Below are 23312 nucleotides of genomic sequence, written 5' to 3'. Positions count from 1 at the left end.
AGAATGGATACATTATTTTTGTAGAGAGAAGGTAGGAGAAAGGGAGTAATATGTTGAACTCATAGCAAAAAAGCCTTCTAGTAAACTAGAAGGCTTTGAAACTATTAATTAAGGTGCTTTCGTGTATCCTAAGAAGTGGCTCTTCCAATAAGAGTTACTTAATGAAGCGATTGCGACACCCTTATCTCCAGCTTGGATAAACGATCCGCCTCCAAGGTAAATACCCATGTGTGAAGGACCAGATTTATAAGTGTTTTGGAAATAAATTAAGTCACCCGGTTGTGGACTTGAAGTTTTTGGTAGGCTACTCCAATATCCCGCAACACTTTGACGGCTAATGTTATGACCAAATTTCTTAAATACGTGGTAGATGTAGCCACTGCAGTCTACGCCGTTAGCAGAAGTTCCGCCCCAAACGTACGGTACACCTTGCATTGATTTTGCATATGCAAGTACGGAAGAACTGTCGCCGCTATTATTGCCTGTATTATTATTGTTGTTATTGTTTTGATTGTTATTTTGGTTATTGTTAGGCTTATTATCTACTGCGCCTCCAACTGGTGTTTTAGACAGGTAACGTGTTCCGATATAACCAGTTTGACCGTTGTAGTTAATTTTGCTCCATCCAGAGTTTTCAGAGATTACTTGAACCTTCTGTCCTTGTGGAAGTGCGCCTATGATTCTATAATTTGTACCTTCGCCGCTACGTACATTTAGTGCAGAAGCATTAATGTAGTAGTCGCCAATTGCACCTTGGTTAGGTTTTTCAGGTTGTTTTGGTTGCTCAGGAGTAGTAGTGCCACCTTTAACGAATTTCACAAATTCGCTACTAACAAAGCCTGTTTTTCCTTGGTAATTTACTTTAAACCAACCGTTTTCAGATCCAACTACGTTTAATGTTGTACCATTTAAAACGCCACCAATTACACTATGGTAAGCGGCAGGGCCTGTACGAACACGTAGAGATGTAGCGTTAACCACGTAAGAACCACCAGTTTGAATAGTTCCATTATTATTGTTTTGCTCTTGTTTGTTGCCTTCTGTAACGTTTTCGTTAGAACCGCCTTTTGTTACGTAGTCTTTGCTTACATAAGCAGTTTGTCCTGCGTAATTGATTTTGAACCAATCTTGAACTTCGCCAACAACTTGTACTACTTGTCCTTTTTTGACAGAACCTACAGTTGTATGAGAAGTGCTAGGACCTGTACGAACGCGAAGGGAAGATACATTTACTGTATAGTTTCCGCTTGCTGGTTTTACTTCTTGGTTGTTATTATTCGTATTGTTGTTTGAAGAACCTGCATTAGAAGAAACGCCAGATACGAATTCGCCACTTACATAACCTACTTGTCCATTATGGTTAATTTTCACCCAACCATTTTCTTGTCCAATTACGTTTAATGTTTGTCCTTCATATACACGCCCAGAAACAGAACTAGATGTGTTAGGAGCTGTACGTACACGTAATACATCAGCGGTAACTTTATTGTTTCCACCTGTACTTACATTGTTGTTTGCTGCGCCACTTTTTGATACAAATTCGCCACTAACAAAGCCTGTTTGTCCATTAATGTTAATTTTGAACCAACCGTTTTCTTCGCCAATCACGTTTAGTGATTGACCGTTATAAACGCGTGAGATGATGTCGTGAGAAGTGCTTGATCCCGCACGAACATGTAATACGCTCGCGTTTACCTTATAAGATGAGCTGTTTGATGCAGAAGCTTGGACAGTTGTAGCAGCTTTTTGTGTATTTTGTTCAGGTGCAGCTTGAACACTATCAAGTGTAGGTGCTGCTCCTCCTGCTACAGACACTGCCGCAAGACCGGCAAGATACTTTTTCATAATTTGTCGATTCCTTTCTGTCTGTAATGTAGTGAAGAAATATTTACCAACTGTTAAAAATTCTAAAGAGCATGTTGATTACTGTCAAGACTTATATAGGAATCTGAATATGACAAAAAGATTACAAGAAAAAAATCAAGGCATAAAATTACACCTTGATTTCCATTTAAATGCATATATTGAATATGAAAGGACAGAAATTATTCGTGTTTAAGAAGATGCCATATTGGATTGTAATAAGATTTGATTAAAAGATTTTTGCAGTTTTTTGGTGATAGGCCCAACTTGCCCATCTTGAATCGCGGTCCCATCAAGGTGGGTCATTGGTAAAATTTCAATCGTTGTGCCTGTAAAAAAGCATTCATCTGCTTGATAAACGTCACGAACGCTGAAAAGTTCTTCCTGCACAGGAATGTGAAGAGTATTCGCTAAAGAAAGGACATATTGACGAATAATGCCATTTAAAATAAGGTGATTGGCTGGATGTGTGTAAAGCGTTCCGTTTTTAATTAAAAAGAAGTTGGAATGGCTTCCTTCCGTTACAATACCGTTCCTTACGAGAAGTGCCTCTTTACAGCCTTTCCGTTCAGCTTTCGTAGCAGCTAGTACGTTTGGTAATAAATTTAATGATTTAATGTCACAGCGTAGCCATCGAGTATCGGGTTCTGATATAGCGCGTATACCATATTCAATCCATAAAGCTGGTCGTTCTTTTTTTGTAATATAGGCATAAATTGTCGGAGGGTTGTCATATGAAAATACATGTGTGCGAGCTTGTACACCACGAGATACTTGCAAATAAATGATGCCATCTTCGTGGAAATGGTTTCGTTCAATTAATTTGTAAAGTAAAGTGATGAGCTCAGCTTTTGAGAAAGGGAGCGATAATTCTACTTCTTCCATGGATCGATATAATCTCGTTATGTGCGGATCTAATAAATGAAAGTTCCCTTTATATAGGCGAATAACCTCATAGACACCATCTCCGAACTGCGAACCTCTCTCTTCAAGTTCTATGTACGTTTGTTGTTTTGTTGTATCAATAACTTCATCATTCCAAAGTACAAATTTTTCGTATGCCAATTTCCGTCCCATCCTTTCGTAAGTACGTAAGTAACGTGAAACTTCCATTCATGCGAGATAAAAATCACTATAGTAATTTTTATGTGAGCAATTCTCTACATATGACCGTATATGTATTTGTAAATCATAGAGAAATAAGGATGATTTACCCCGCATTAACGGTAGTAAAGCCCCTACTTACAAATTTGGGTAGAGCAAAGAAGTGAAGTGTGCGAATCACTGCCCGTAAATGCCCGATTGGTGAGGGCTGATTAAAGTTTCACTTTACAGCATTTTGTATATACAAATTCGAAAATAAGAAATGAGAATCCTGCTTTTAAATAAAAAAAAGCAACATTCTTATGGAATGCTGCACAAGGAGGGTAGCTATCTTTCATAGGGACATTGTCTCGTTGAATGCTTTGCGTATGGAAACAAAACAAGTTGAAAGACAATTATAAGAAAGTAGAAACAAAAGATTTACACATTTCTTTAAGGGATCTTACGAAAGATGAGAGATAAGAAATATGTAGAACCTCGTTTACATATTTTATTATAGAGATTCTTCATTAACACTATGTGAATATTTGGTAAAGGTTATGTAATTTTAAAGTTAATGAATATAAGTAGTTGTATGGAAGAAAATAAAAAAGAGGCTGAGATTACTCAGCGCTCTTCTTTTCTTCTTTAATAACTGTTTTTACTTCACCAGTTTTGATCTTATTACTTTCAGAGAAGCGAAGTAAGTCACCTTCAATGATTTTATCAGACATGTTCAATTCATTTTGGGCACGATCAATTAGTGGTTGAGATTCTTCTTTCGGTAATTGTACAACTTCACCAGTAGCACGGTCATAGAATGTACTGTTTGTGTACATGTATTTATCTGTAACGAAGCTACCGTCACGAAGAACAACAAATCCTTTATTATCAGGTGAGAATACATCATGACCGAATCGAACGTCATTTGTAGAATCTACACCAAGTAAGTTTAGAATAGTTGGTTTAATGTCAATTTCACCAGTTGGTTTCGAAATTGTTTTACCTTCTTTTTGACCTGGAACGTGAATAAACATCGGTGTTTTTTGTAAGTTCATATGGTCAAATGCAGTGATTTCTTCTTTTCCTAAGAACTGTGCCATTGCACGGTTATGGTTTTCAGAAATACCGTAGTGGTCACCGTAGAATACGATTACTGAGTTGTCGTAAATACCTTCTGCTTTTAGACGCTCAATAAAGTGTTTCATTGCTTCGTCTAAGTAACGAGCAGTTACCATGTAACGGTCAAATACTCCATCACCAGAATTATATTCGTCGATTAATTTTGTACTGTCATCGTAAGTGAATGGGTAATGATTCGTTAAAGTAAGGAAGCGAGTATAGAATGGTTGCTTCACTTGTTTTAACATATCAATAGATTGATCGAAGTATTCGATATCTTTTAATCCCCAATTTAATTTTGTTTCTGGCGTAATCTTGTAATCAAGCTCGTTGTAGTAACGATCATAACCAAGTGCTGGATACATAATGTTACGGTTCCAGAATGTTGCGTTGTTTGCGTGGAATACCGACGTGTGATACCCTTGCTGACGTAAAATTTCTGGAGTTGCTGTATATTCATTGTTACCGTGTGTAAAGAATACAGCACCGCGGTCTAGTGGATATAACGAAGTATCTACTAGGAATTCAGCATCAGATGTTTTACCTTGACCAGTTTGATGGAAGAAGTTATCAAAGTAATAACTTTCTTTCGTAAATTGGTTTAAGAATGGTGTAACTTCTTGTCCGTTAACTGTTGCACCAATTAAGAATGTTTGTAATGACTCAAGAGAGACAACAATTACGTTTTTCCCTTTTGCAGTACCGAACATATTTGGATCTGGTTTACTTTGTGTTGTTTTTACGTAGTTTTCTGTTTCTTGTAATTTACTACCGTCAGCGAACGCTTTTTGTGAACTTGATTTTGCTTGTAAGCCAAGATCGTATACTTGGTGTACATATAATCCTAAGTTTTTAACAAGCATAACGCGGTCGAATGAACGTGTTAATAGTTCTGGGCGTTCAGCTTCTGCAAGTCCTAAGTTTGCGAAGAAGATAGCAACTGTTGATACGAAGTATAGGGAACGCATCGGGCGTGCTACACGCTCTGTAGGTGCAAAGTTTTTCATTTTCTTCAACAGAACGAAGAATATGATAATGTCTGCAAATGCAAGGATAATTTTGTAGTTAAATAATTCTTTCACACTAGAACCTAAACTTCCGAAGTTAGATGTTTGTCCTAGCACCGGTAATGTAACGAAGTCATTGTAGAATCCGTAGAACATTACGTTACCAACAAGAACGATTGTTAAGACAAAATTAATTCCAAGTGCTATATAGTTACGTTTTTTCCCTTTTGCAAATAATGCAAGACCAACAAGCAGTAATGATGCTGCTAATGGGCTAAGGAATAAAATGAATTCTTGCATGAAAGATTCAAGTTTTAAATCAAAGCTTGTGCGTGTAATAAGGTAAGTTTTCAGCCATAAGGCTAAAGCTACGAATACAGTGAAACGCACATTTTGAAATTGTGATTTCAAGGTTTCTTTCATTCATTTCCACCCTTTCTCTATCAGGCTTGGTCGATTTTGGAGCGAAAAATGTTAAAATAAAAAATACATAGTTTTCTTGGCCATAATTAAAGGTTCTATATTCACCCATATACGACTATAACTATGCATACCCTTTTGGTTTCTTTTGTTGCTCATAAGCATAACGTCATTTCTGTATTATACAACAAAATTCATTTCTGAGAAACACTATAACATTTTACATTTTTTGTATAAGATTTGTCACTACCAGAGAAAACTTTAACATTCGTTTATATGTCCGTCAACTAGAAAATATAACAAAGGTAGAGCAGAATGTTAAGTGGAAGTGAAAATTTTCTTTGTTGAGAAATAAGAAATGAAGATGGGTAAGGGTTATCTAGAAATCTATTATATGAAGGAAATAGTGTGAAAATTAACGAACACTTGTTCTTTTTTAGTTTGTTTGTTACAATGAAAGTTCATTGATAGGTTTTGTGTAATTTCCATGAACTTTTACTGATAACATATTGTAGCTTATTTCTTTTTAAAAATAGGGAGGCTTTTACATGAAACAAAAATTTTCAGTTGAAGCGTTTTGGAAGAAAGTAAAACATGTTGCAAAGCAAGCAGGGCAGTCGGTCATTTATGCAAGTTTATTACTGTTTTACGTTTTACAAAGACCCGATGTTCCAAAACGAGTGAAAATTATTGTAATTGGAGCACTTGCTTATTTTATTGCACCGATTGATGCGATTCCAGATTTCATTGCTGGAATTGGCTATACGGATGATTTAGGGGCGTTAACGGCCGCACTAATACAGGTGTCGTTATACGTCAATGAAGATGTGAAAGATAAGGCACGTGTGAAGTTGGCAGAATGGTTTGGTTCGGATATAGACACAACATTTATCGATCAGAAATTAGGTCAATAGGTGAAATCTGTCATAAGGTGACAGGACGAACATAAGCGAGGAAGTGCATTATGCCATCAGGAAGAACGCATACGAAAATAAACTTAATATCCCTTCCGGTTGTTTTATTTTTGCTCTTTTCGTATGGATTAACAAATTTTGATTTTTTATTAACTTTTGCAATTGGTTTTTTAGTAGGTACTTCATTTTTAACACCAGATTTAGATACGTACAGTAATGCTTATAACAAATGGGGTTTCTTACGTATATTTTGGTATCCTTATAAGAAAGTAATGCCGCATCGATCTTTCTTTACGCATACGATTATACTTGGTGATGTGATTCGTATTGCGTACATGTTAATCGTCTTTTCTCCATTTTTATTACTATTAAATGTAATCGCACTGGATGGTAATTTAATAGAAATTGCGAAGAAGCATGAGGTTGAAATTGTAACGTTCTTAATGGGAATTGTTGTGGCAAGTACGCTCCACATTATAGCGGATAAAGTGAATACGCGCCGAAAGAAAATGATGAGAAAAAAGAAGAAACGCAGAAGATAAAGTGAACGAATTAGGAAAAGGGCCCCTTGCAAATTGCAAGGGGCCCTTTTTAAACAAACATTTGTTTAAAATTAAGCTTTCAGCACTTTAATTCCTTTTACAATGTTCCAGATGAAGTAGTATAAGCTGATGATTCCGCAAATAGCTAAGACAATCATTGATCCAATTCCAAGTGTTACATCTGGTTGATCAGATCCAAGACCCATAATTCCTAGAATAGTTACGCCAATGAATGTAGCGATACTTGGAATGATGTGTGTCCATAGAGCACGTTTTGCATGTGGTTTTGTTTCAGCGTCTCCCACGATCCAAACGATAATAGGGAATAAGATAGGGGCAAATAGTACACTAAAGTATGATAACGCAGCTAATATTTTATTTCCGTTCATATATATCACCTCATGAATAATTTCTGTTGTTATACTATTATTATGCAATAATTTTGGCAAACTTCCTATCGATGAACATTACAAGAACGTGACGATTTTGTAAGATTTTCTGTTAAATAATAAAATTTTCAAAAAAATCTTTTTTAATAGAAATTGTTATGGTACAGTATAAATGAAAGTTGTTGAAAACGTTTTCTTAAACGTTTTTTTATTTTAGGCTTAAAGGTATGATGACCTGATAGTCTATTGATGAGGTTATTCTATTTAAAAGGGGATTCTTTAGGGGGAGAGAACAATGAACACATGGACACAAGTTTATGATCCATTCGGAAACATTTGGATTTCGGCAGCGGTCGCACTTATTCCGATTATCTTTTTTTTCTTAGCTTTAGCAGTTTTCCGCATGAAGGGGTATGTGGCAGGATTTATTACAGTTGTACTTACAGTTTTAGTAGCGTTATTCGCTTATAAAATGCCGTTCACGATGGCAATGGCAGCAACCGGATACGGTTTTTTGTACGGGTTATGGCCAATTGCTTGGATTATCATTATGTCCGTATTTTTATATAAAATTTCTGTAAAAACAGGTCAATTTGATGTGATTCGTGCATCGGTATTATCGATTACGAACGATCATCGTCTACTCGTTATTTTAATTGGATTTTCATTTGGAGCATTTTTAGAAGGAGCGGCAGGATTTGGGGCACCAGTAGCGATTACAGCAGCGCTTCTTGCGGGTCTTGGGTTAAATCCTTTATACGCAGCAGGTCTTTGTTTGATTGCAAATACTGCACCAGTGGCGTTCGGAGCGATGGGAATTCCGATTACAGTTGCTGGACAAGTAACAGGTATTGATCCACATAAAATTGGACAAATGGCTGGGCATCAATTACCGTTCCTATCATTATTTGTTCCATTCTTTATCGTATTTTTAATGGATGGATTTAAAGGTATAAGACAAACGTGGCCTGCGTTACTTGTAGCGGGTAGTTCATTTGCGATTACGCAGTTCATTACAGCGACATTTTTAGGGCCGGAACTTCCGGATATTACATCGGCACTTGTAAGTTTAATTAGTTTAGCGCTGTTCTTAAAAGTTTGGCAGCCGAAAGAAACTTATCAATCCGGGCAAGCAAATAGTGAAGTAGCAGCAACAACGACAGTAGCATCGATGCCAAAATTAACGTTTGGAAAAGTAGTGAAGGCATGGTCCCCATTTATCGTATTAACGGTTATGGTAGTCATTTGGAGCCAAAGTTTCTTTAAGGCATTATTCGCTCCAGGAGGGGCTTTAGAAAGTCTTGTATTTAAGTTTGAAATTCCAGGTCTGCATAATCTAGTAATGAAAGCAGAGCCAATTGTAAATAAACCAACGCCTTACGAGGCAATTCTGAAGTTTGATGTATTATCGGCAACTGGAACAGCGATTTTAATTGCTTGTATCATTTCCATGTTTATTTTGAAAATGAATGTAAAAGATGCAGCAGTGACATTTAAAGAAACGTTAATCGAATTAAAAATGCCAATTCTATCTATCGGATTTGTACTAGGGTTTGCATTTATCGCAAACTATTCTGGTCTATCTTCTACGTTAGCGTTAGCATTAGCCGGAACTGGCGGACTATTCCCGTTCTTCTCACCATTCTTAGGCTGGATTGGCGTATTCCTAACAGGGTCTGATACGTCTGCGAATGCACTGTTCTCAAATTTACAAGCCATTACAGCGCAGCAAGTCGGCGTATCTGAAGTGCTTCTCGTTGCAGCAAATACAACAGGCGGTGTAACAGGGAAAATGATTTCCCCGCAGTCGATTGCAATCGCTTGTGCAGCAGTTGGTCTTGCTGGAAAAGAATCGGATTTGTTCCGTTTTACAGTGAAGCATAGCTTGTTCTTCGTCATAATTGTGGGGATTATGACTTATGTTCAGGCATATTATTTAAATTGGATGATTCCGTAAAGTGCAAAAGAAATAAACTTTTCATTTTTCAGATTATCGTGTATGATGGGAAAGTATTGAAAATTAAATCAGTGATAAACTAGGGGTGCCTAACGTATGCGTAGGCTGAGAGAGAAGCGCGTGAACTTCTTAACCCTTTGGACCTGATCTGGCTCGTACCAGCGTAGGGAAGTTAACGGCTTTACATAATGATGTCTTTATGAGCCAGGTCCTTATTTTTTTATGGACCTGGTTCTTTTTATTTTGGCATGCGCTGGCCATATCTCGTCCTTGTCACGAACAGGGGGGCAACAAAAATTATGAAACAATCTGTTTCAGCTGAGCAAATTGAATTGAAATCTAGTTTACCAGGGAGTAAGAAAGTATATGTGGATGGACCACGAGAAGGTATGAAAGTGCCGATGCGTGAGATTGAACAAAGTGAAACGAATGGCGTCCCAAATCCACCAATCCGTGTGTATGATACGAGCGGTCCTTATACAGATCCTGCGTATAAGGTCGAGTTGGAAAAAGGAATTCCAACGCCGCGCCACTCTTGGATTATGGGGCGTGGTGATGTAGAAGCATACGAAGGGCGTGAAGTGAAACCAGAGGATGACGGTGTGAAAGTAGCTTCGAAGCATACACCTGTTTTCCCGCAAATGGATCGCCAGCCGCTTAGAGCAAAGCAAGGTGCAAACGTTACGCAAATGCACTATGCACGTAATGGCATTATTACGTCTGAGATGGAATACGTTGCGATTCGTGAAGGGGTAGAGCCGGAGTTTGTTCGTAAGGAAATCGCAGAAGGCCGCGCTATTTTACCAGCGAATATTAATCATCCAGAAGCTGAACCGATGATCATCGGGCGTAATTTCCATGTGAAGGTAAATGCCAATATCGGAAACTCAGCTGTATCTTCTTCGATTGCAGAAGAAGTAGAGAAGATGACATGGGCAACGCGCTGGGGTGCAGATACGATTATGGATTTATCTACAGGTAAAAATATTCATACGACGCGGGAGTGGATTATTCGTAACGCGCCTGTACCAGTTGGAACTGTACCAATCTATCAAGCGCTGGAAAAAGTAAACGGAATTGCAGAAGATTTAACGTGGGAAGTATATCGTGATACGTTAATTGAGCAGGCGGAGCAAGGCGTTGATTACTTTACGATTCACGCTGGTGTATTGCTTCGTTACATTCCAATCACGGCAAAGCGTACGACAGGTATCGTTTCGCGCGGTGGTTCGATTATGGCGCAGTGGTGTCTATTCCATCATAAAGAAAACTTCCTATATACTCACTTTGAAGAGATTTGTGAAATTATGAAGCAGTACGATGTTTCGTTCTCTCTTGGAGATGGATTACGTCCAGGGTCTATTGCAGATGCCAATGACGAAGCACAGTTTTCTGAGCTTGAAACACTTGGTGAATTAACCAAAATTGCTTGGAAACATGATGTGCAAGTTATGATTGAAGGACCTGGACACGTACCGATGCACTTAATTAAAGAGAATATGGAGAAAGAGCTTGATATTTGTCAGGGCGCGCCGTTTTACACACTTGGGCCACTAACGACAGATATTGCACCAGGTTATGACCATATTACATCTGCAATTGGAGCTGCGATGATTGGCTGGTTTGGAACAGCGATGCTTTGTTATGTAACGCCGAAAGAACATTTAGGTTTGCCAAACAAAGATGATGTACGCACGGGTGTTATTACGTACAAAATTGCAGCGCATGCGGCTGATCTTGCGAAAGGACATAAAACGGCTCATCAGCGTGATGATGCACTTTCAAAAGCACGCTTCGAATTCCGTTGGCGCGATCAATTTAATTTATCTTTAGATCCTGAACGTGCGATGGAATATCATGATGAAACGTTGCCTGCAGAAGGGGCAAAGACAGCTCACTTCTGTTCAATGTGTGGACCGAAGTTTTGTAGTATGAGAATTTCACATGATATTCGTGAATATGCAAAAGAAAATGATTTAGAAACGACAGAAGCAATTGAAAAAGGAATGAAAGAGAAAGCAGAAGAATTTAAAGAAGCTGGTAGTCATTTATATCAATAACATGTTACACCTCTTTACTTGATTGATCACACTGTAGTACCTAACTTTATTATAGAAGAAGCCCCATTTGCTAAGACGGTAGCAAATGGGGCTTCTGTTGTTTATAAGGCGAAGAAGAGATGTACCCAGTAGAATAAGAGGAATAGTGTGACGACTGTTGTGAGCGGGATAACGATAAGGGATACACTTAAATAGTCTTTCCATTTTACTTTAATTTTGTTTTGTTTCAGAATATACATCCAAATGAGTGAAGCTAGCGTACCAATTGGTAGTAATAGTGAACCGATGTCACTACCAATGATGTTTGCAAGATAGATAGTTTTTAATGTGACTGGATCTAGTCCCATTTCTGTTAATGTGATTGTACCAATCATAAGGGCAGGATGGTTATTGAAGACGTTAGAGAGGATGGATACAAGTCCGCCCATCGCAAAGCTAGCATAGAGTAGATGCTGATTCACAAATGGCTCGAGCCATTGTACAAGTGCAGCTGTTAATCCTGCGTTGTGGAGTCCGTAAATAATGACGTACATAGAGAAGGCGAAAATTAAAATGTGCCACGGTGTCTTTTTCAAAATGTCGACAGGATTTGTTCGTAAGTAGTACCATCTCCAAATGAGCAGAACGAGTGAACCAAGTACCGCAACGATTTCAATTGGGATGGATAAGAAGGATGCAACGAATAGAAGACAGCGCATAAGGAAGACGAAACCTAATACTTTTAACATGAATCTTGTCCGTTTTTGTTTCGTATCAACAGAATTATTTCCTTTTAGTGGATGGAAGTTTTTCGTGAAGAAAATTTCTTCAATATCATATGAAGAAACAGGTAATTTTTTCGGAAGTTTTTTCTTCAAAACTGTATACATGAGCCATGACATAAATAATAAGCCTAATGTTGCAGGTACAAACATCATAGCAGTATGCATATAAAGAGTCATATGGACGATGTTTAATGCGATTAAATTTACGATATTACTTACACCAATTGGTGCACTAGATGCCGTAGCGATTAAAGCACCACTTAATAAATAAGGAATTTGTTGATGTGGTTTTAATTGAAGGTTTTTTAGAAGAAGAATTAAAATTGGAGTTGTAATTAAAATACTACCGTCGTTATTAAATAAAAGAGTCATAAGAAAACATAATAATTGAATATACCAGTATAAGCGGCGCCCAGAACCCTCTGCTAGATTTGCTAGTTTCGCTGCGGACCAATGGAAGAAGCCGAAGCTTTCTAATATAACTGCCATAACAATAGTTGCTAATATTGTTATGGAAGCACCGCCAATTTTACTTATAATATCCATGATGTCTGGTTTTGATACAAGTCCAGTAATTATGATGATACCAGCTCCGATTGCTGCTGGCCACGCCTCATTTAAACCTCTAGGCCGCCAAAAGATAACAATCATTGTTAAGAAGAATACAATAATAGTAATCCATATTTCAATGCTCATATTTTGCCTACCTTTCTATTTTCCCTTAAACAGATGTAGCTTGTCTCAAGTTTATATTGGTAGTATATTCAGCAAAAAATAAGAAGAACTAGACGTATAACGAGATGAAGTGAATATGTGTTTTTCAAGCTAAAGGACAAGTGTCACGAATAGTGAAATAACTATTATGAGAGGAGTCTATAAATTATTGGGGCAGTAAGATAGTAAATGAAATTTATATGGGCGATTATTGAGATATATTGGCGCAAGTTAAAATATATCAGCGATTATTGAGATATATCGGCGCAAGTTAAAATATATCAGCGATTATTGAAATATATCGGCGCAACTGAAAATATATCAGCGATTTTTAAAATGTATAGACTTATCGACAAAACATGAAAAAAGGAGCCTATCCCAAAATGCCTTTTGGAACAGACTCCAATGCTATATTATTTTTCCTTCAAAAAAGTACGATCCTTCAAGAATAAGTTCCAGAAGAAAATAAATCCTGGTAATAAAATTGCAATCCCAATTGCGTATAGAATGAGCAGTGCATAGAACGTTTCTTTCGTTGTAAAGCTTGTAAATACAGTTACGTCAGGATAAATAATATACGGTAAATGCGCGACCCCGTAAGCATAGCTTGCAAATGCATATTGAGCGACGACAGCTAAAACGGCAATGCGAGGGTATCCTAGTGTATTGTACTTTTTGTTTGTCCACCAAAGGGACGAGTATCCGATAACGAATAAAACAATAGAAACTGTAAACCACGGGAATTGCTTTATTAATCCTTGCATAAGCCAATGTGTTTCTGGATCCATTACAACGAGGGCAATAATTGCCGTAACGAGCGTTGCAGGACCAAGGATGATAGCATTTCTTCTATAAATTCTATACGTATCTTCTGAACTTTGTTCTCTCGAAAAATCAGCAAGAAAGAGAGAGGAGAGAAATAGTTCAGAAGTTAGTCCGAAGAGCATATAACAGTAGATAACTGGGCTAGAAAGAAGTTTTCCATATAGGAGTACTTCCTTTCCTTCAGACATTGTAATATAGGCTCCCTCTGTAACGGGTAAAACGGTAATTAATAGTGCTGGAATTAATAGACCAGTAATACCTGAAATAACCCGAAGAAGGTATTGATATTTTGGCAAGGAGTAAGCAAATACCATAAATGTACTACGTACTGCAATGAGCACTAAAATTAACATAACTGGTACGAACATTACTGTCGCAAGAGTAAAGGCCGCTTTCGGAAAGAAGCCGAGAAATGCGACAACGACGAAAACGAGAAACGTATTTGTTACTTCCCAAGTTGGTGATAAGTACCGATTCGCAAGTTTAGCAGCGAGCGTCGGATGTTTTGCGTATACCATGCCCCAAAAACCAGCGCCAAAATCAATGGACCCTAGTATACTGTATACGAAAATAAGGGCCCATAAGATGATGATTGCAATACTTTCCTCATGCATGAGAATCGCCTCCTTGGTGTTGTAAATCATTCTTTAATGGATGTCTTCTAAAGAATGTCCGTAGAACAATGACTGTTAAAATAGCGAGTCCAATATATAAAATGATGAACAAAACAAATAAAGGACCGACGAAATCGGCGTGTGTAGATGCATCGACGGTACGTTGCATACCATAAATTGTCCATGGTTGACGACCACTACAACTGAAAATCCATCCGAATTCAATACCGAGCATCATAATTGGTCCGCATGCGGCAGCCCCCAAAAGTAGCCACTTCGGTAGTTCTGTTCCTTTTTTTCGGTAAACGAAGTACCAATATAAGAGCGCAATTGCTGCAACAGCGAAGGTAAACGCAGCAGTGCCGACCATTAAGTTGAATAGTGTATGTGTATAAAATGGTGGCCATGTTTCTTGTGGGAATTCGTTTAGTCCTTTTACGACAGTGCTAGGGTCTAGTCCCACTAATAAGCTAAGCATGTTTGGAATTTCAAGTGCATAGTTTAGTTCAAGTGTATTAGGATCCACAACTCCACCAATGGATAGCGGTGCGTGTGATGTCGTTTCAAATAAAGCTTCAGCAGATGCAAGTTTTTCAGGTGAGTGTTTATGTAAGGCAATCGCTGATTCATGTCCTGAAAGCCACATCGTAGCGCCTGTAATAAATGTAACCACAAGCCCTAATAGCAGCCCTTTTTTATGATAAGCAATTTCACGTGTACTTAAATTTTTCTTCAATAATTTAAATCCAGCAATAGAAGCAATGACAGCCGCACCAGTTGCATAAGCCGTAATAACGACATGAAATGCACTTGTGCCAAAACTTGGATTAAAGAAAGCTTTCCACGGATCAACGTTAAAAACAGATCCATCTGGATTCATTGAAAAGCCTGCTGGTGTATTCATCCATGTATTTGCTGATGTAATAAGCACGGCGGATGCCGTGGCACCAAGCATGACGAAAAATAGCGAGATTAATCTCATAAATGGAGGAAGTTTATCGGCTGCATATACGTAAATCGACATGAATAAAGCCTCCAAAAAGAAGGCGAAAATCTCAATTTGGAAGGGAACAGAAATAACTTGCCCAACAATTTTGGCGAAACCAGGCCAAAGAAGTGAGATTTGCACACCAACAATTGTTCCAGTTGGAATTGCTACACCGAGAAGAATAGCAAACGCCTTTGTCCATCTTTTCGCCATAATGGCATAGTCGGAGTCTTTCTTCCAGTGATAGAGTATTTCGCTTATAAAAATCATCAATGAAAGTCCGACGCCAAGTGTTGCAAAAATAATGTGGAATGCTAATGAAGAACCAAAAAATGCTCTTGCTAATGTTACCGTATCCATATGTAAACTCCTCTTCTTTTTTGCCATTATTTTCTGATTGAATTGGAAGATTTATTCAAAAAAACTACCAAAAATATATATGTATTTAAAAAGTGAATATGATAATATAATGTTGTAATATTTCGAATAGAAAGAAATAAATAGTTTCTCATGTTTTGTTTGTTTTTTTTACAGGAATCTTTTATAATCTTTTATGCGAACATAAGTTCTGTTTTTCGGAAAGAAGAAATTTATGTGAAATGGAGAGGGTGTTTTATGTATCCTGAAGTCATTAAAAAGATGGCATTTTCAAAAGAGCATAGAGATTTATTATTGAAGCTATATAATAAAGAGATTACACGTCGTGAATATGATCGACTTGTACAATCGCTATATAAACCTTCTAAAGAGGTTTGCGAGGGATAGAAATGGGGGAGACAATCTAGTGGATTGTCTTTTTTAAATTTATGTATGTTCTGATAAAATTAAGGTTAGCCTTACTAGGGAGGTGAAAAGATTGCGGAAACGTTTATATATAGGGATTGGAGTTATCTTCTTAATCGCTTTAGGTGGAATTGTATTTTGGTCAGCTTTACAAGGAAACCGTACAGAAAATTTTATTTTAAGGCATATGGTGAATGACAATGGAACGCTTGCCACGTATCGTTTAGTAGATACTAAGGCAGGTACGGGTGAAGCAAAGGGACGTGAAGCTTTATCAGAATCAGCGGGATTATGGTTACAATATACACTTGATAAAGATGATCAGGCGTTATTTGATGAGCAAGTAAAGGTTATTCAAGATAATTTCGTATATAAGAATCATATCGTTTTATGGAAACTCTCTGAAAAGGGAGAGAGGCAGTCAGCTACAAATGCACTTATAGATGATCTTCGTATTATAGAACAATTATATCGTGCTTATGAAATGTATAAGGAAGAGCGTTATAAAAACCTTGCCGATCAATTAAGTGATGCTGTACTTCGTTATAATAAAAAAGATAATTATTATGTTGATTATTATGATGCAGATGTAGGGAAACAAAATAATTTTGTAACAACATCATACATAAATCCACGTGCATTCTCCTATATGAAGAAGTACGACAAAGTTTCTGCTCAGCAATACCAGGAAGTCGTTCAATTTTTAGCGGATTATCCAAGGCATGGCTGGGCATTCCCGAAAGAGTATAAAGAAGATGGTACATTTACGTACGATAAAGAAGTGAATCTTATTGACCAATCATACGTTGCATATCATCGAAGTTTAGGTGGTCTTTCATCAGCTGCTTATTTGGAATTTATAAAGAAGAAATTCCAGGAGGATGGAAAGCTATACGGTCGTTACAATTTAGAAACAGGAAAACAAACTGTGAATTATGAATCGCCAGCCGCATACGGATTAACGATTTTGTACGTACTACAAACAGGTGATAAAAAGTTTGCGAAAGAATTGTATGATCATATGGCCACATTCCGAAATGATAACGTATTTAGTAGATATTACGGTGGATATGTAACAGGTGAAAATAATAATACGCATATTTTTGATAATGTACTACCACTTTTAGCTGAAATGGAATTAAAAAAGAGTGAACAATAAAAGTTGCCACCATATGAGGGTGGCAACTTTTATTTGTTGATATAATTTTACGTCCTAATGTTGGAGAAGTAATCAATCACAAATTCACGGAATTGCTGAGCTGTTTTTGATAAGTAGCGTTTTTTTGACCAACTTAATCCGATGGTTCGCTGACAATTGGGTTCAATAATACGCAACTTGCTTGATGCTAAAGTAGAGTTTTTTAATAAAGTTAAACTTGGAACAAAAGCGATGCCGAGACCTTGCTTAATGAGGTCGCTAATCACGGTCGGTTCATCTACTTCAAAAGCAATATGCGGAGTGAAACCAGCTTCTTTGCAAAATCCATCCGTTAAGTGTCGAAATCCATAGCCAGTGTTCATACTAATAAACGGTTCGTTTTTTACTTCATGCAGGTGGATATTTTCTCGGCCTGATAAACGATGGCCTGAAGGGACGACTAAGAAAATTTCTTCTGTAATAAGTGGTTCCCAAACAATCTCCTCACCTTCAATTGGCACAGAGGAGATACAAAAGTCAATTTCTATATTATCTAGTTGTCGTTTCATAGAAGGAGTGGATGCAAGAAATTGTTGGAATCGAACGTTACGATGTTCTAGTAAAAAAGAGCCAAGTAGTTCTGGTAATATTCTCGGAATAGAAACGGCCAGCGTAATAGAGCTTTGTTGTAATTCGGCTAAATCTTTAATTTCTCGCTGCCCTTCGCTTAATTCATGAAAAATACGTTCTACTCGTTTTAAAAATACTTTTCCGAAAGAATTTAAAGTAATCTGTCGGCCTTGGCGATCAAATAAAGGGACTCCTAAATCCTTTTCGAGTCTAGCGATTGTTTTGCTGAGTGAAGGTTGCGCGATATGCAATTCTTCAGCTGCCTTTGTCATGTGTTCTAGTCGTGCAACTGTCTGAAAGTATTTTAACTGGAGCAGTTCCATTTCGAGTCTCCTTTCTATAGACCAAAAGGAATGAATTAATAATTAAAGATGTATTATACAGTATGTAAAGTGACGTGTATAGTAAATCTGTTAAACCATTCGAAGGGTGTTAAATTAGAAGAGGAGTATGTTTCATGAAGGGAATTAAACTTATATTTAAAGATTGGAAAGCGATGTGGCACCATAAACATGGACGTATCGCTTTAATTTTTTTATTAATCGTTCCGTTAATTTATTCAGGATTCTTTTTAGCTGGATATTGGGATCCGTACGGAAAATTAGATAAATTACCTGTTGCGGTTGTGAATTTAGATAAGGGCGCTGCGATGGATGAAAAAACAATTCATGCAGGAGACGATTTTGTTAAAAATTTAAAAGAAAATAAGGAATTGGCTTTTCATTTCGTATCAGAAAAAAATGCTGATGAAGGGTTAAAAGAAGATAAATATTATATGGTTGTTACGATTCCGGAAGATTTCTCTAAAAAGGTAAGTACACTTATGAATGAGAAACCAGAGCCAGCAAAGTTGCAGTACAAAGTAAATCCAGGTAAAAACTTTGTAGCGGCTCAAATTGGAACGACAGCTGTTGAAAATATGAAAACAAAAATCTCAAACAGTATTACGAAATCTTATACAGAAGGTGTCTTTTCAAAGTTTCAAGATTTGGCACAAGGGTTGAGTGATGCAAGTAACGGTGCGGGGAAATTACATGAAGGAACGACCGATGCAAAAAATGGAGCAAGTCAGCTTGCGAATGGTATTGATCGTTTAAGTGACGGGACATCGAAATTGAAAGAAGGAAGTGACAAGCTTGCGTCTAGCCAATCTGCCTTAACGGGGGGAGCAAATGAGCTGAGTCAAGGAGCGACATCACTTCATAGTGGTATGGAGTTATTAGCACAAGGTGAAAAAACGTTACAATCAGGAATTAGTGAATTAAGTGCTGGTACAAATGAATGGGTGAATGGAAATGAAAAACTTGCTGAAGGGCAAGCGAAAGCGGACAATGCGGCAAATAGTGTAAAACAACAATTAGAAGAGTACGTGAAAAATCATCCAGAAGTGCAGCAAGATCCCGCTTTTCAAAAAATTGTTGCTACGTCTAATGGACTAGCTAAAGCAACAAGTACTTTAAATAATAGCCAACAACAATTGACACAAGGTGCGAAGAAGCTAACTGATGGTCAACATAAGATTGAAGAAGGCATGAATACATTCGGATTTAAGTTAAATGAAGCTACTGCTGGAACGAAAAAGATAGCAGATGGTGCATCGAATTTGGCTGATGGATTTATGAAGTGGGGAAATGGATTTACATCCCTGCAAGAAGGTGTAAATCAGCTTGCGAGTGGTGGAACGGAGCTGAATAACGGTGCTAGTAAATTAACAAATGGACTTGTTAAACTTGATGATGGTGCGAAAGAACTTTCTACGAAATTAGGAGAGGGCGCAGAGAAGATAGCGGATGTTCGTAATGATGATGCACGCAATACGATGTTCTCAGAGCCAGTTCAGTTAGTGAAGTCAACAGTTTCTGACGTTCCTAACTACGGTTCAGGCATTGCACCATATTTCTTATCACTTGCATTTTATGTTGGCGGAATTATGGCATCGAATATTTTACCTCTTGGCCGCAGACAAAACATGAAGGTAAGCGGAACGGTACATTTTATTAATAAACTAGGATTGGTATATTTAATTGGGCTTATTCAAGCTCTACTCGTAGATGTAGTTGTGCTAGGTGTTATGAAATTAGAAGTCGCAAGTGTGCCACTCTTTGTTTTATCAAGTATTGTTATTTCCTTTACGTTTATGACATTTATTCTTATGCTAGTAACGGTATTTGGTCTTGTTGGAAAGTTCTTAGCGGTAACGCTTCTTGTCCTGCAATTAGCGACGAGCGGAGGTACTTTCCCAGGAGAATTAAACATAGCTGTTCTTAGCAAAATTGGACAGTTTCTCCCAATGTCTCATTCTCTTAGAGGATTACAAGATGTTATCTCTTTAGGAGATTGGTCGCAATTACAAATGCAAATTTTAATATTGTTATGTTATCTCGTTGTTGCCGGTGGAATTGCTTGGGTCACGAGCCATATACAGCATAGAGAAACGAATGCAGAACAAGTTTCTTAAAATGAAATAAGCTATCCGATTTTTTCGGATAGCTTATTTTTTATTTGCGTTCCATTACTGCAAAGTAATTATTTTCATTATCAGCAAAGTTGAATGCTCTACCAGTAGGTAAATCTACAACCTGTCCAACTGTGACATTTTTCTCAGAAAGATCTTTATATAGACGGTCTAAGTCATTTGAGAAGAACATAAGTGAAGGTGTATTTAGGTTTAGTTCAGGTTGCATCTTCGCGATTAACGCTTTATCGTGAAGGACGATGCTTGTTCCTGCTTCTTTCGCCGGTGCAATTTCAATCCAGCGGAATCCGTTTCCGTTATTTTCTTCCGCAATGATTTGGAACCCTACTTTTTCTGTCCAAAATTGTACTGTTTCGTCTTGGTTATTTACATATAGCATAATTTGTCCAACTTGATTAATCATAGGTGTCTCTCGCTTTCTTTTTATATGCGTATTATTATATCAAATATATGGCTTGAATAGTTTTTTATGATTTTTTCGTAATACAACCTTCGTCCATTTCATCTTTGTTGTAGGAGAAGGACCTGTAATCCAAGTATGAAATGGTATTGTGCTACAAATGACCATTGTTGAAATAGAGATAATAGCCGTTAACACAAATAGTAATAGGCTATATAATATAGTATTTTCTTGCAGCGTGAATAAGGAAAGAAGTTTTGTGCATAGTTGCAAGAAGAATAAATGAGCTAAATAAGCACCATACGTGTAATTTCCAATGAAACGTAACGTTTTATATAAGAAACCACGACGCTGTACTATCATAATAGATAACACATACAGTATGATAATTTCGCATACGATATATAAAAACATAGATGGTTTTAAATAGGTAGAAACAGTTAAATGAATAGAGTTTGCTCCGTAAAAACTAAACAACTCATAATTGATGAATAAAAATAAGATGAAAAATAATATTGTTATAAGCGGGATATGTTTCATGACGAATAGACGCCAAGTTTTTAGTGCTACAGCGGCAATGCCGCCCATAACGAAATAGAATGAGTAGAATAGAAATGATCGATCTGTATAATGTAAAATTGTTGAACTTGTTAATTTTTCTCCATTAAAAATATAGTGAGAAGAGAACCACATTAATAGAAAATATAGGCAAGCGAAAAAGGTCATATATTTATATATGTCTTTTTTATTTTCTGTTCGTTTTTGAAACCAATAAAAAAGTGTGCATAGTAAAGGGAACAATAAGTGAATTTGGAACATCATAATAACGTACCAAAGATGGGGCGCGGCTGTTCCGAGTAATAAACTTTTTATTCCACTTTGTAATGTAATAAGATCGTTTGTTGTTAATAAGTAAAGAATAGACCAAAAGAAATACGGAATGAGTAAGTGTATCGCTTTTTCAGAAATATATTCTTTATATACTAATTGCTTCGTATAGTGACGAATTAAGTGAAATCCAACGATAAATATGAATGCTGGTGCTGAGAATTTTGCAAGATTAAATAGCATGCCCATAATGAGGGATTCCTCAAGTAAGACATTTCCTTGATTCATTGTATATAATAAAGAACTTTGCAAAACGACAGCGAGAAATGCAATGCTTTGCAAAACTTTAAATTCTGGTGCGCTTTGAGTCATTAGATCCATCTCCTTTTCCATACATGATTATAGTACGGAGAATGGATAAGAGGTGTGGAATATTTGTGAAGGTTTTAACAAATTTGTGGCGGAATGGATTAACAACAAAGAAAGAGGATGCTCGTTTGGAGCATCCTCTTTCTATTTATTAAGCAAATTTGTTTTTGATCCAGTTCTTACCTTCTACAAGGCGAGCTGTCATTACGGCACAAGCGTTATCTGCTGTTACGTTTAACATCGTTGCAGGAGGATCAATGATTGTACTGATTGCTGCGATAATTGGCAATGCTTCTGGCGGGAAGCCATATAAAGAAACGATTAACATTTCACCAATCATACCGCCGCCTGGAATAGCGCCCATTACTGTTCCTACTAATAGAGAAACAACAAGTGCGATTGCTAATGTTTTCGGTCCTTCGAATTCCATGTTGAAAATACCGAATAAGAAAGCAATTTTTAATACGCCGCCTAAAACAGAGCCATCTTTATGAAGAGTAGAACCAAGAAGGACAACTGTTTCACGAACGTCTGAAGAAATACCCATTTTCTTTGTTGCTTCTAAGTTTGCTGGAATACTTGCGGCACTACTACAAGTTGCAAGTGATGTAACTGTAGGAGAGACCATGTTCTTCCAAAATACTTGTACACCTTGTTTGCGACCTGCAAGGTATGCATAGAATGTGAAGAATACAAAGAAATAAATTAGAGAAGCAGGATAGTATACCATTGCTGCTCGGAAGTAAGTTCCAAGAAGTTGTGGTCCGAATTCGCCAACTAATGCTGCGAAGTAAGCAGCAAGTCCGATTGGAGCGTAGTACATAATGAAAGATACAACCTTCATTGAAATCTCTGCACCAGCTTGTAGGAATGTAGCAAATGGCTTTCCTTTTTCGCCAACTGCTGAAGTTGCAATCCCCATTAAGATAGAGAAGAAAATAAGAGCTAACATATTTTCACGAGATAGTAACTTCGAGAAGTCAGATACTGTTAAAATACCGACGATTTGATCTGCAACACTAACAGCTTTACCGGCTTTGTCAGGTTGTGTTAGTTCTAGTACAACACCTTGTGCTGGCGGGAATACTTTCACGACAATAATCATAAAAATAGCAGCTAAAATACTTGTAAATAAGAAAGTCCCAGCCATACTAGACATAATTTTACCGAAACGTTTTAATCCATCCATATTAGCAATAGACGATGCGATGCTAAAGAACACTAGAGGTACAACAATCGTAAACATTAAGTTTAAGAAAATGTCACCAAGCGGCTTTAAAGCAACTGCATCGGCACCCATGAAATAACCAATGAAACCACCAATTAGGATAGAAGATAATAAAATAAGTGGAAAGCGATATGCCTTCATAAATATATCCTCCTATCAATTAAAAAAATCATACTGAATCATTATAGCGAGTTAGGG

The 23312-nt window shown here is 37.2% G+C and carries 18 protein-coding genes and 1 riboswitch; of the genes, 7 read left to right on the top strand and 11 right to left on the bottom strand.

Annotated features, from left to right (window positions below):
* Positions 1 to 108 precede the first annotated feature (108 nt).
* From ACTFRY_RS21420 to ACTFRY_RS21410, 3 genes are all read right to left on the bottom strand, one after another.
* The gene (locus tag ACTFRY_RS21420) at positions 109 to 1845 is read right to left on the bottom strand and encodes a C40 family peptidase (RefSeq protein WP_000760292.1); all 1737 of its coding nucleotides are present in this window, start codon (positions 1843 to 1845) and stop codon (positions 109 to 111) included.
* Positions 1846 to 2055: 210 nt separating this feature from the next.
* Positions 2056 to 2940, bottom strand: coding sequence for a D-amino-acid transaminase (locus ACTFRY_RS21415; RefSeq protein WP_080119342.1), 885 nt, complete (start codon positions 2938 to 2940; stop codon positions 2056 to 2058).
* A gap of 629 nt (positions 2941 to 3569) precedes the next feature.
* Positions 3570 to 5498 (bottom strand): LTA synthase family protein, encoded by a 1929-nt coding sequence (locus ACTFRY_RS21410; RefSeq protein WP_000665350.1) that lies wholly within the window; start codon positions 5496 to 5498, stop codon positions 3570 to 3572.
* A gap of 545 nt (positions 5499 to 6043) precedes the next feature.
* On the opposite strand from ACTFRY_RS21410, the gene ACTFRY_RS21405 reads away from it, so the two are divergent.
* Together ACTFRY_RS21405 and ACTFRY_RS21400 are read left to right on the top strand one after the other, a co-directional pair.
* Positions 6044 to 6409: a YkvA family protein gene (locus ACTFRY_RS21405; protein WP_000810369.1), complete on the top strand. Its 366-nt coding sequence runs from the start codon at positions 6044 to 6046 to the stop codon at positions 6407 to 6409.
* Between the two features lie 50 nt (positions 6410 to 6459).
* Positions 6460 to 6951 carry a metal-binding protein gene (locus tag ACTFRY_RS21400; protein ID WP_001139060.1) on the top strand — a complete coding sequence of 164 codons (492 nt, stop codon included), beginning with the start codon at positions 6460 to 6462 and terminating at the stop codon, positions 6949 to 6951.
* A 71-nt stretch (positions 6952 to 7022) separates the two neighbouring features.
* On the opposite strand, the gene ACTFRY_RS21395 is transcribed toward ACTFRY_RS21400, so the two are convergent.
* Positions 7023 to 7340 (bottom strand): DUF4870 domain-containing protein, encoded by a 318-nt coding sequence (locus tag ACTFRY_RS21395; RefSeq protein ID WP_001014099.1) that lies wholly within the window; start codon positions 7338 to 7340, stop codon positions 7023 to 7025.
* Positions 7341 to 7635: 295 nt separating this feature from the next.
* Here ACTFRY_RS21395 and lldP point away from each other — a divergent pair, with 295 nt between their 5' ends.
* Positions 7636 to 9297, top strand: a complete 1662-nt coding sequence (lldP, locus tag ACTFRY_RS21390) for an L-lactate permease (RefSeq protein ID WP_098616227.1) — start codon at positions 7636 to 7638, stop codon at positions 9295 to 9297.
* 71 nt (positions 9298 to 9368) lie between these two features.
* Positions 9369 to 9484, top strand: a riboswitch (TPP riboswitch).
* A 112-nt stretch (positions 9485 to 9596) separates the two neighbouring features.
* Positions 9597 to 11357, top strand: coding sequence for a phosphomethylpyrimidine synthase ThiC (thiC, locus tag ACTFRY_RS21385; protein WP_000814479.1), 1761 nt, complete (start codon positions 9597 to 9599; stop codon positions 11355 to 11357).
* A 101-nt stretch (positions 11358 to 11458) separates the two neighbouring features.
* Here thiC and ACTFRY_RS21380 read toward each other — a convergent pair whose 3' ends face one another.
* The 3 genes from ACTFRY_RS21380 to cydA form a co-directional block, all read right to left on the bottom strand.
* Positions 11459 to 12817, bottom strand: a complete 1359-nt coding sequence (locus tag ACTFRY_RS21380) for an arsenic transporter (protein ID WP_098616228.1) — start codon at positions 12815 to 12817, stop codon at positions 11459 to 11461.
* Between the two features lie 431 nt (positions 12818 to 13248).
* A complete protein-coding gene (locus tag ACTFRY_RS21375; RefSeq protein WP_000544169.1) occupies positions 13249 to 14274 on the bottom strand; it encodes a cytochrome d ubiquinol oxidase subunit II in 1026 nt (341 codons plus the stop codon).
* Positions 14267 to 15622 (bottom strand): cytochrome ubiquinol oxidase subunit I, encoded by a 1356-nt coding sequence (gene cydA / locus ACTFRY_RS21370; RefSeq protein ID WP_098616229.1) that lies wholly within the window; start codon positions 15620 to 15622, stop codon positions 14267 to 14269. Before cydA ends, ACTFRY_RS21375 begins: the two co-directional genes overlap by 8 nt.
* Positions 15623 to 15877: 255 nt before the next feature.
* On the opposite strand from cydA, the gene ACTFRY_RS21365 reads away from it, so the two are divergent.
* Both ACTFRY_RS21365 and ACTFRY_RS21360 read left to right on the top strand, forming a co-directional pair.
* Positions 15878 to 16027: a hypothetical protein gene (locus ACTFRY_RS21365; protein WP_000283179.1), complete on the top strand. Its 150-nt coding sequence runs from the start codon at positions 15878 to 15880 to the stop codon at positions 16025 to 16027.
* A gap of 91 nt (positions 16028 to 16118) precedes the next feature.
* Positions 16119 to 17204, top strand: a complete 1086-nt coding sequence (locus ACTFRY_RS21360) for a hypothetical protein (protein ID WP_044796204.1) — start codon at positions 16119 to 16121, stop codon at positions 17202 to 17204.
* A 47-nt stretch (positions 17205 to 17251) separates the two neighbouring features.
* Here the strand turns inward: ACTFRY_RS21360 and ACTFRY_RS21355 are convergent, their stop codons facing one another.
* Positions 17252 to 18136, bottom strand: a complete 885-nt coding sequence (locus tag ACTFRY_RS21355; RefSeq protein ID WP_000421942.1) for a LysR family transcriptional regulator — start codon at positions 18134 to 18136, stop codon at positions 17252 to 17254.
* A 134-nt stretch (positions 18137 to 18270) separates the two neighbouring features.
* Between ACTFRY_RS21355 and ACTFRY_RS21350 the strand changes: the two genes are divergently transcribed.
* Positions 18271 to 20271 carry a YhgE/Pip domain-containing protein gene (locus ACTFRY_RS21350; protein ID WP_000676209.1) on the top strand — a complete coding sequence of 667 codons (2001 nt, stop codon included), beginning with the start codon at positions 18271 to 18273 and terminating at the stop codon, positions 20269 to 20271.
* 40 nt (positions 20272 to 20311) lie between these two features.
* Here the strand turns inward: ACTFRY_RS21350 and ACTFRY_RS21345 are convergent, their stop codons facing one another.
* The 3 genes from ACTFRY_RS21345 to ACTFRY_RS21335 form a co-directional block, all read right to left on the bottom strand.
* A complete protein-coding gene (locus tag ACTFRY_RS21345; protein ID WP_000610162.1) occupies positions 20312 to 20692 on the bottom strand; it encodes a VOC family protein in 381 nt (126 codons plus the stop codon).
* A 39-nt stretch (positions 20693 to 20731) separates the two neighbouring features.
* Positions 20732 to 21889, bottom strand: coding sequence for an acyltransferase (locus tag ACTFRY_RS21340; protein WP_000194295.1), 1158 nt, complete (start codon positions 21887 to 21889; stop codon positions 20732 to 20734).
* 148 nt (positions 21890 to 22037) lie between these two features.
* Positions 22038 to 23255 (bottom strand): dicarboxylate/amino acid:cation symporter, encoded by a 1218-nt coding sequence (locus ACTFRY_RS21335; RefSeq protein ID WP_000649376.1) that lies wholly within the window; start codon positions 23253 to 23255, stop codon positions 22038 to 22040.
* Positions 23256 to 23312 lie beyond the last annotated feature (57 nt).

The organism is Bacillus cereus group sp. MYBK195-1 (assembly GCF_051916605.1).
Classification (GTDB): Bacteria; Bacillota; Bacilli; order Bacillales; family Bacillaceae_G; genus Bacillus_A; species Bacillus_A cereus.
Note: the sequence above shows the minus strand (reverse complement) of the source record. Positions and strands in the feature narration are given on the sequence as shown.

Excerpts from the sequence above, each read along its gene's own strand:
- ACTFRY_RS21420 (WP_000760292.1), bottom strand. The coding sequence starts at position 1,845 with ATGAAAAAGTATCTTGCCGGTCTTGCGGCAGTGTCTGTAGCAGGAGGA.
- ACTFRY_RS21415 (WP_080119342.1), bottom strand. The coding sequence starts at position 2,940 with ATGGGACGGAAATTGGCATACGAAAAATTTGTACTTTGGAATGATGAA.
- ACTFRY_RS21410 (WP_000665350.1), bottom strand. The coding sequence starts at position 5,498 with ATGAAAGAAACCTTGAAATCACAATTTCAAAATGTGCGTTTCACTGTA.
- ACTFRY_RS21405 (WP_000810369.1), top strand. The coding sequence starts at position 6,044 with ATGAAACAAAAATTTTCAGTTGAAGCGTTTTGGAAGAAAGTAAAACAT.
- ACTFRY_RS21400 (WP_001139060.1), top strand. The coding sequence starts at position 6,460 with ATGCCATCAGGAAGAACGCATACGAAAATAAACTTAATATCCCTTCCG.
- ACTFRY_RS21395 (WP_001014099.1), bottom strand. The coding sequence starts at position 7,340 with ATGAACGGAAATAAAATATTAGCTGCGTTATCATACTTTAGTGTACTA.
- lldP (WP_098616227.1), top strand. The coding sequence starts at position 7,636 with ATGAACACATGGACACAAGTTTATGATCCATTCGGAAACATTTGGATT.
- thiC (WP_000814479.1), top strand. The coding sequence starts at position 9,597 with ATGAAACAATCTGTTTCAGCTGAGCAAATTGAATTGAAATCTAGTTTA.
- ACTFRY_RS21380 (WP_098616228.1), bottom strand. The coding sequence starts at position 12,817 with ATGAGCATTGAAATATGGATTACTATTATTGTATTCTTCTTAACAATG.
- ACTFRY_RS21375 (WP_000544169.1), bottom strand. The coding sequence starts at position 14,274 with ATGCATGAGGAAAGTATTGCAATCATCATCTTATGGGCCCTTATTTTC.
- cydA (WP_098616229.1), bottom strand. The coding sequence starts at position 15,622 with ATGGATACGGTAACATTAGCAAGAGCATTTTTTGGTTCTTCATTAGCA.
- ACTFRY_RS21365 (WP_000283179.1), top strand. The coding sequence starts at position 15,878 with ATGTATCCTGAAGTCATTAAAAAGATGGCATTTTCAAAAGAGCATAGA.
- ACTFRY_RS21355 (WP_000421942.1), bottom strand. The coding sequence starts at position 18,136 with ATGGAACTGCTCCAGTTAAAATACTTTCAGACAGTTGCACGACTAGAA.
- ACTFRY_RS21350 (WP_000676209.1), top strand. The coding sequence starts at position 18,271 with ATGAAGGGAATTAAACTTATATTTAAAGATTGGAAAGCGATGTGGCAC.
- ACTFRY_RS21345 (WP_000610162.1), bottom strand. The coding sequence starts at position 20,692 with ATGATTAATCAAGTTGGACAAATTATGCTATATGTAAATAACCAAGAC.
- ACTFRY_RS21340 (WP_000194295.1), bottom strand. The coding sequence starts at position 21,889 with ATGACTCAAAGCGCACCAGAATTTAAAGTTTTGCAAAGCATTGCATTT.
- ACTFRY_RS21335 (WP_000649376.1), bottom strand. The coding sequence starts at position 23,255 with ATGAAGGCATATCGCTTTCCACTTATTTTATTATCTTCTATCCTAATT.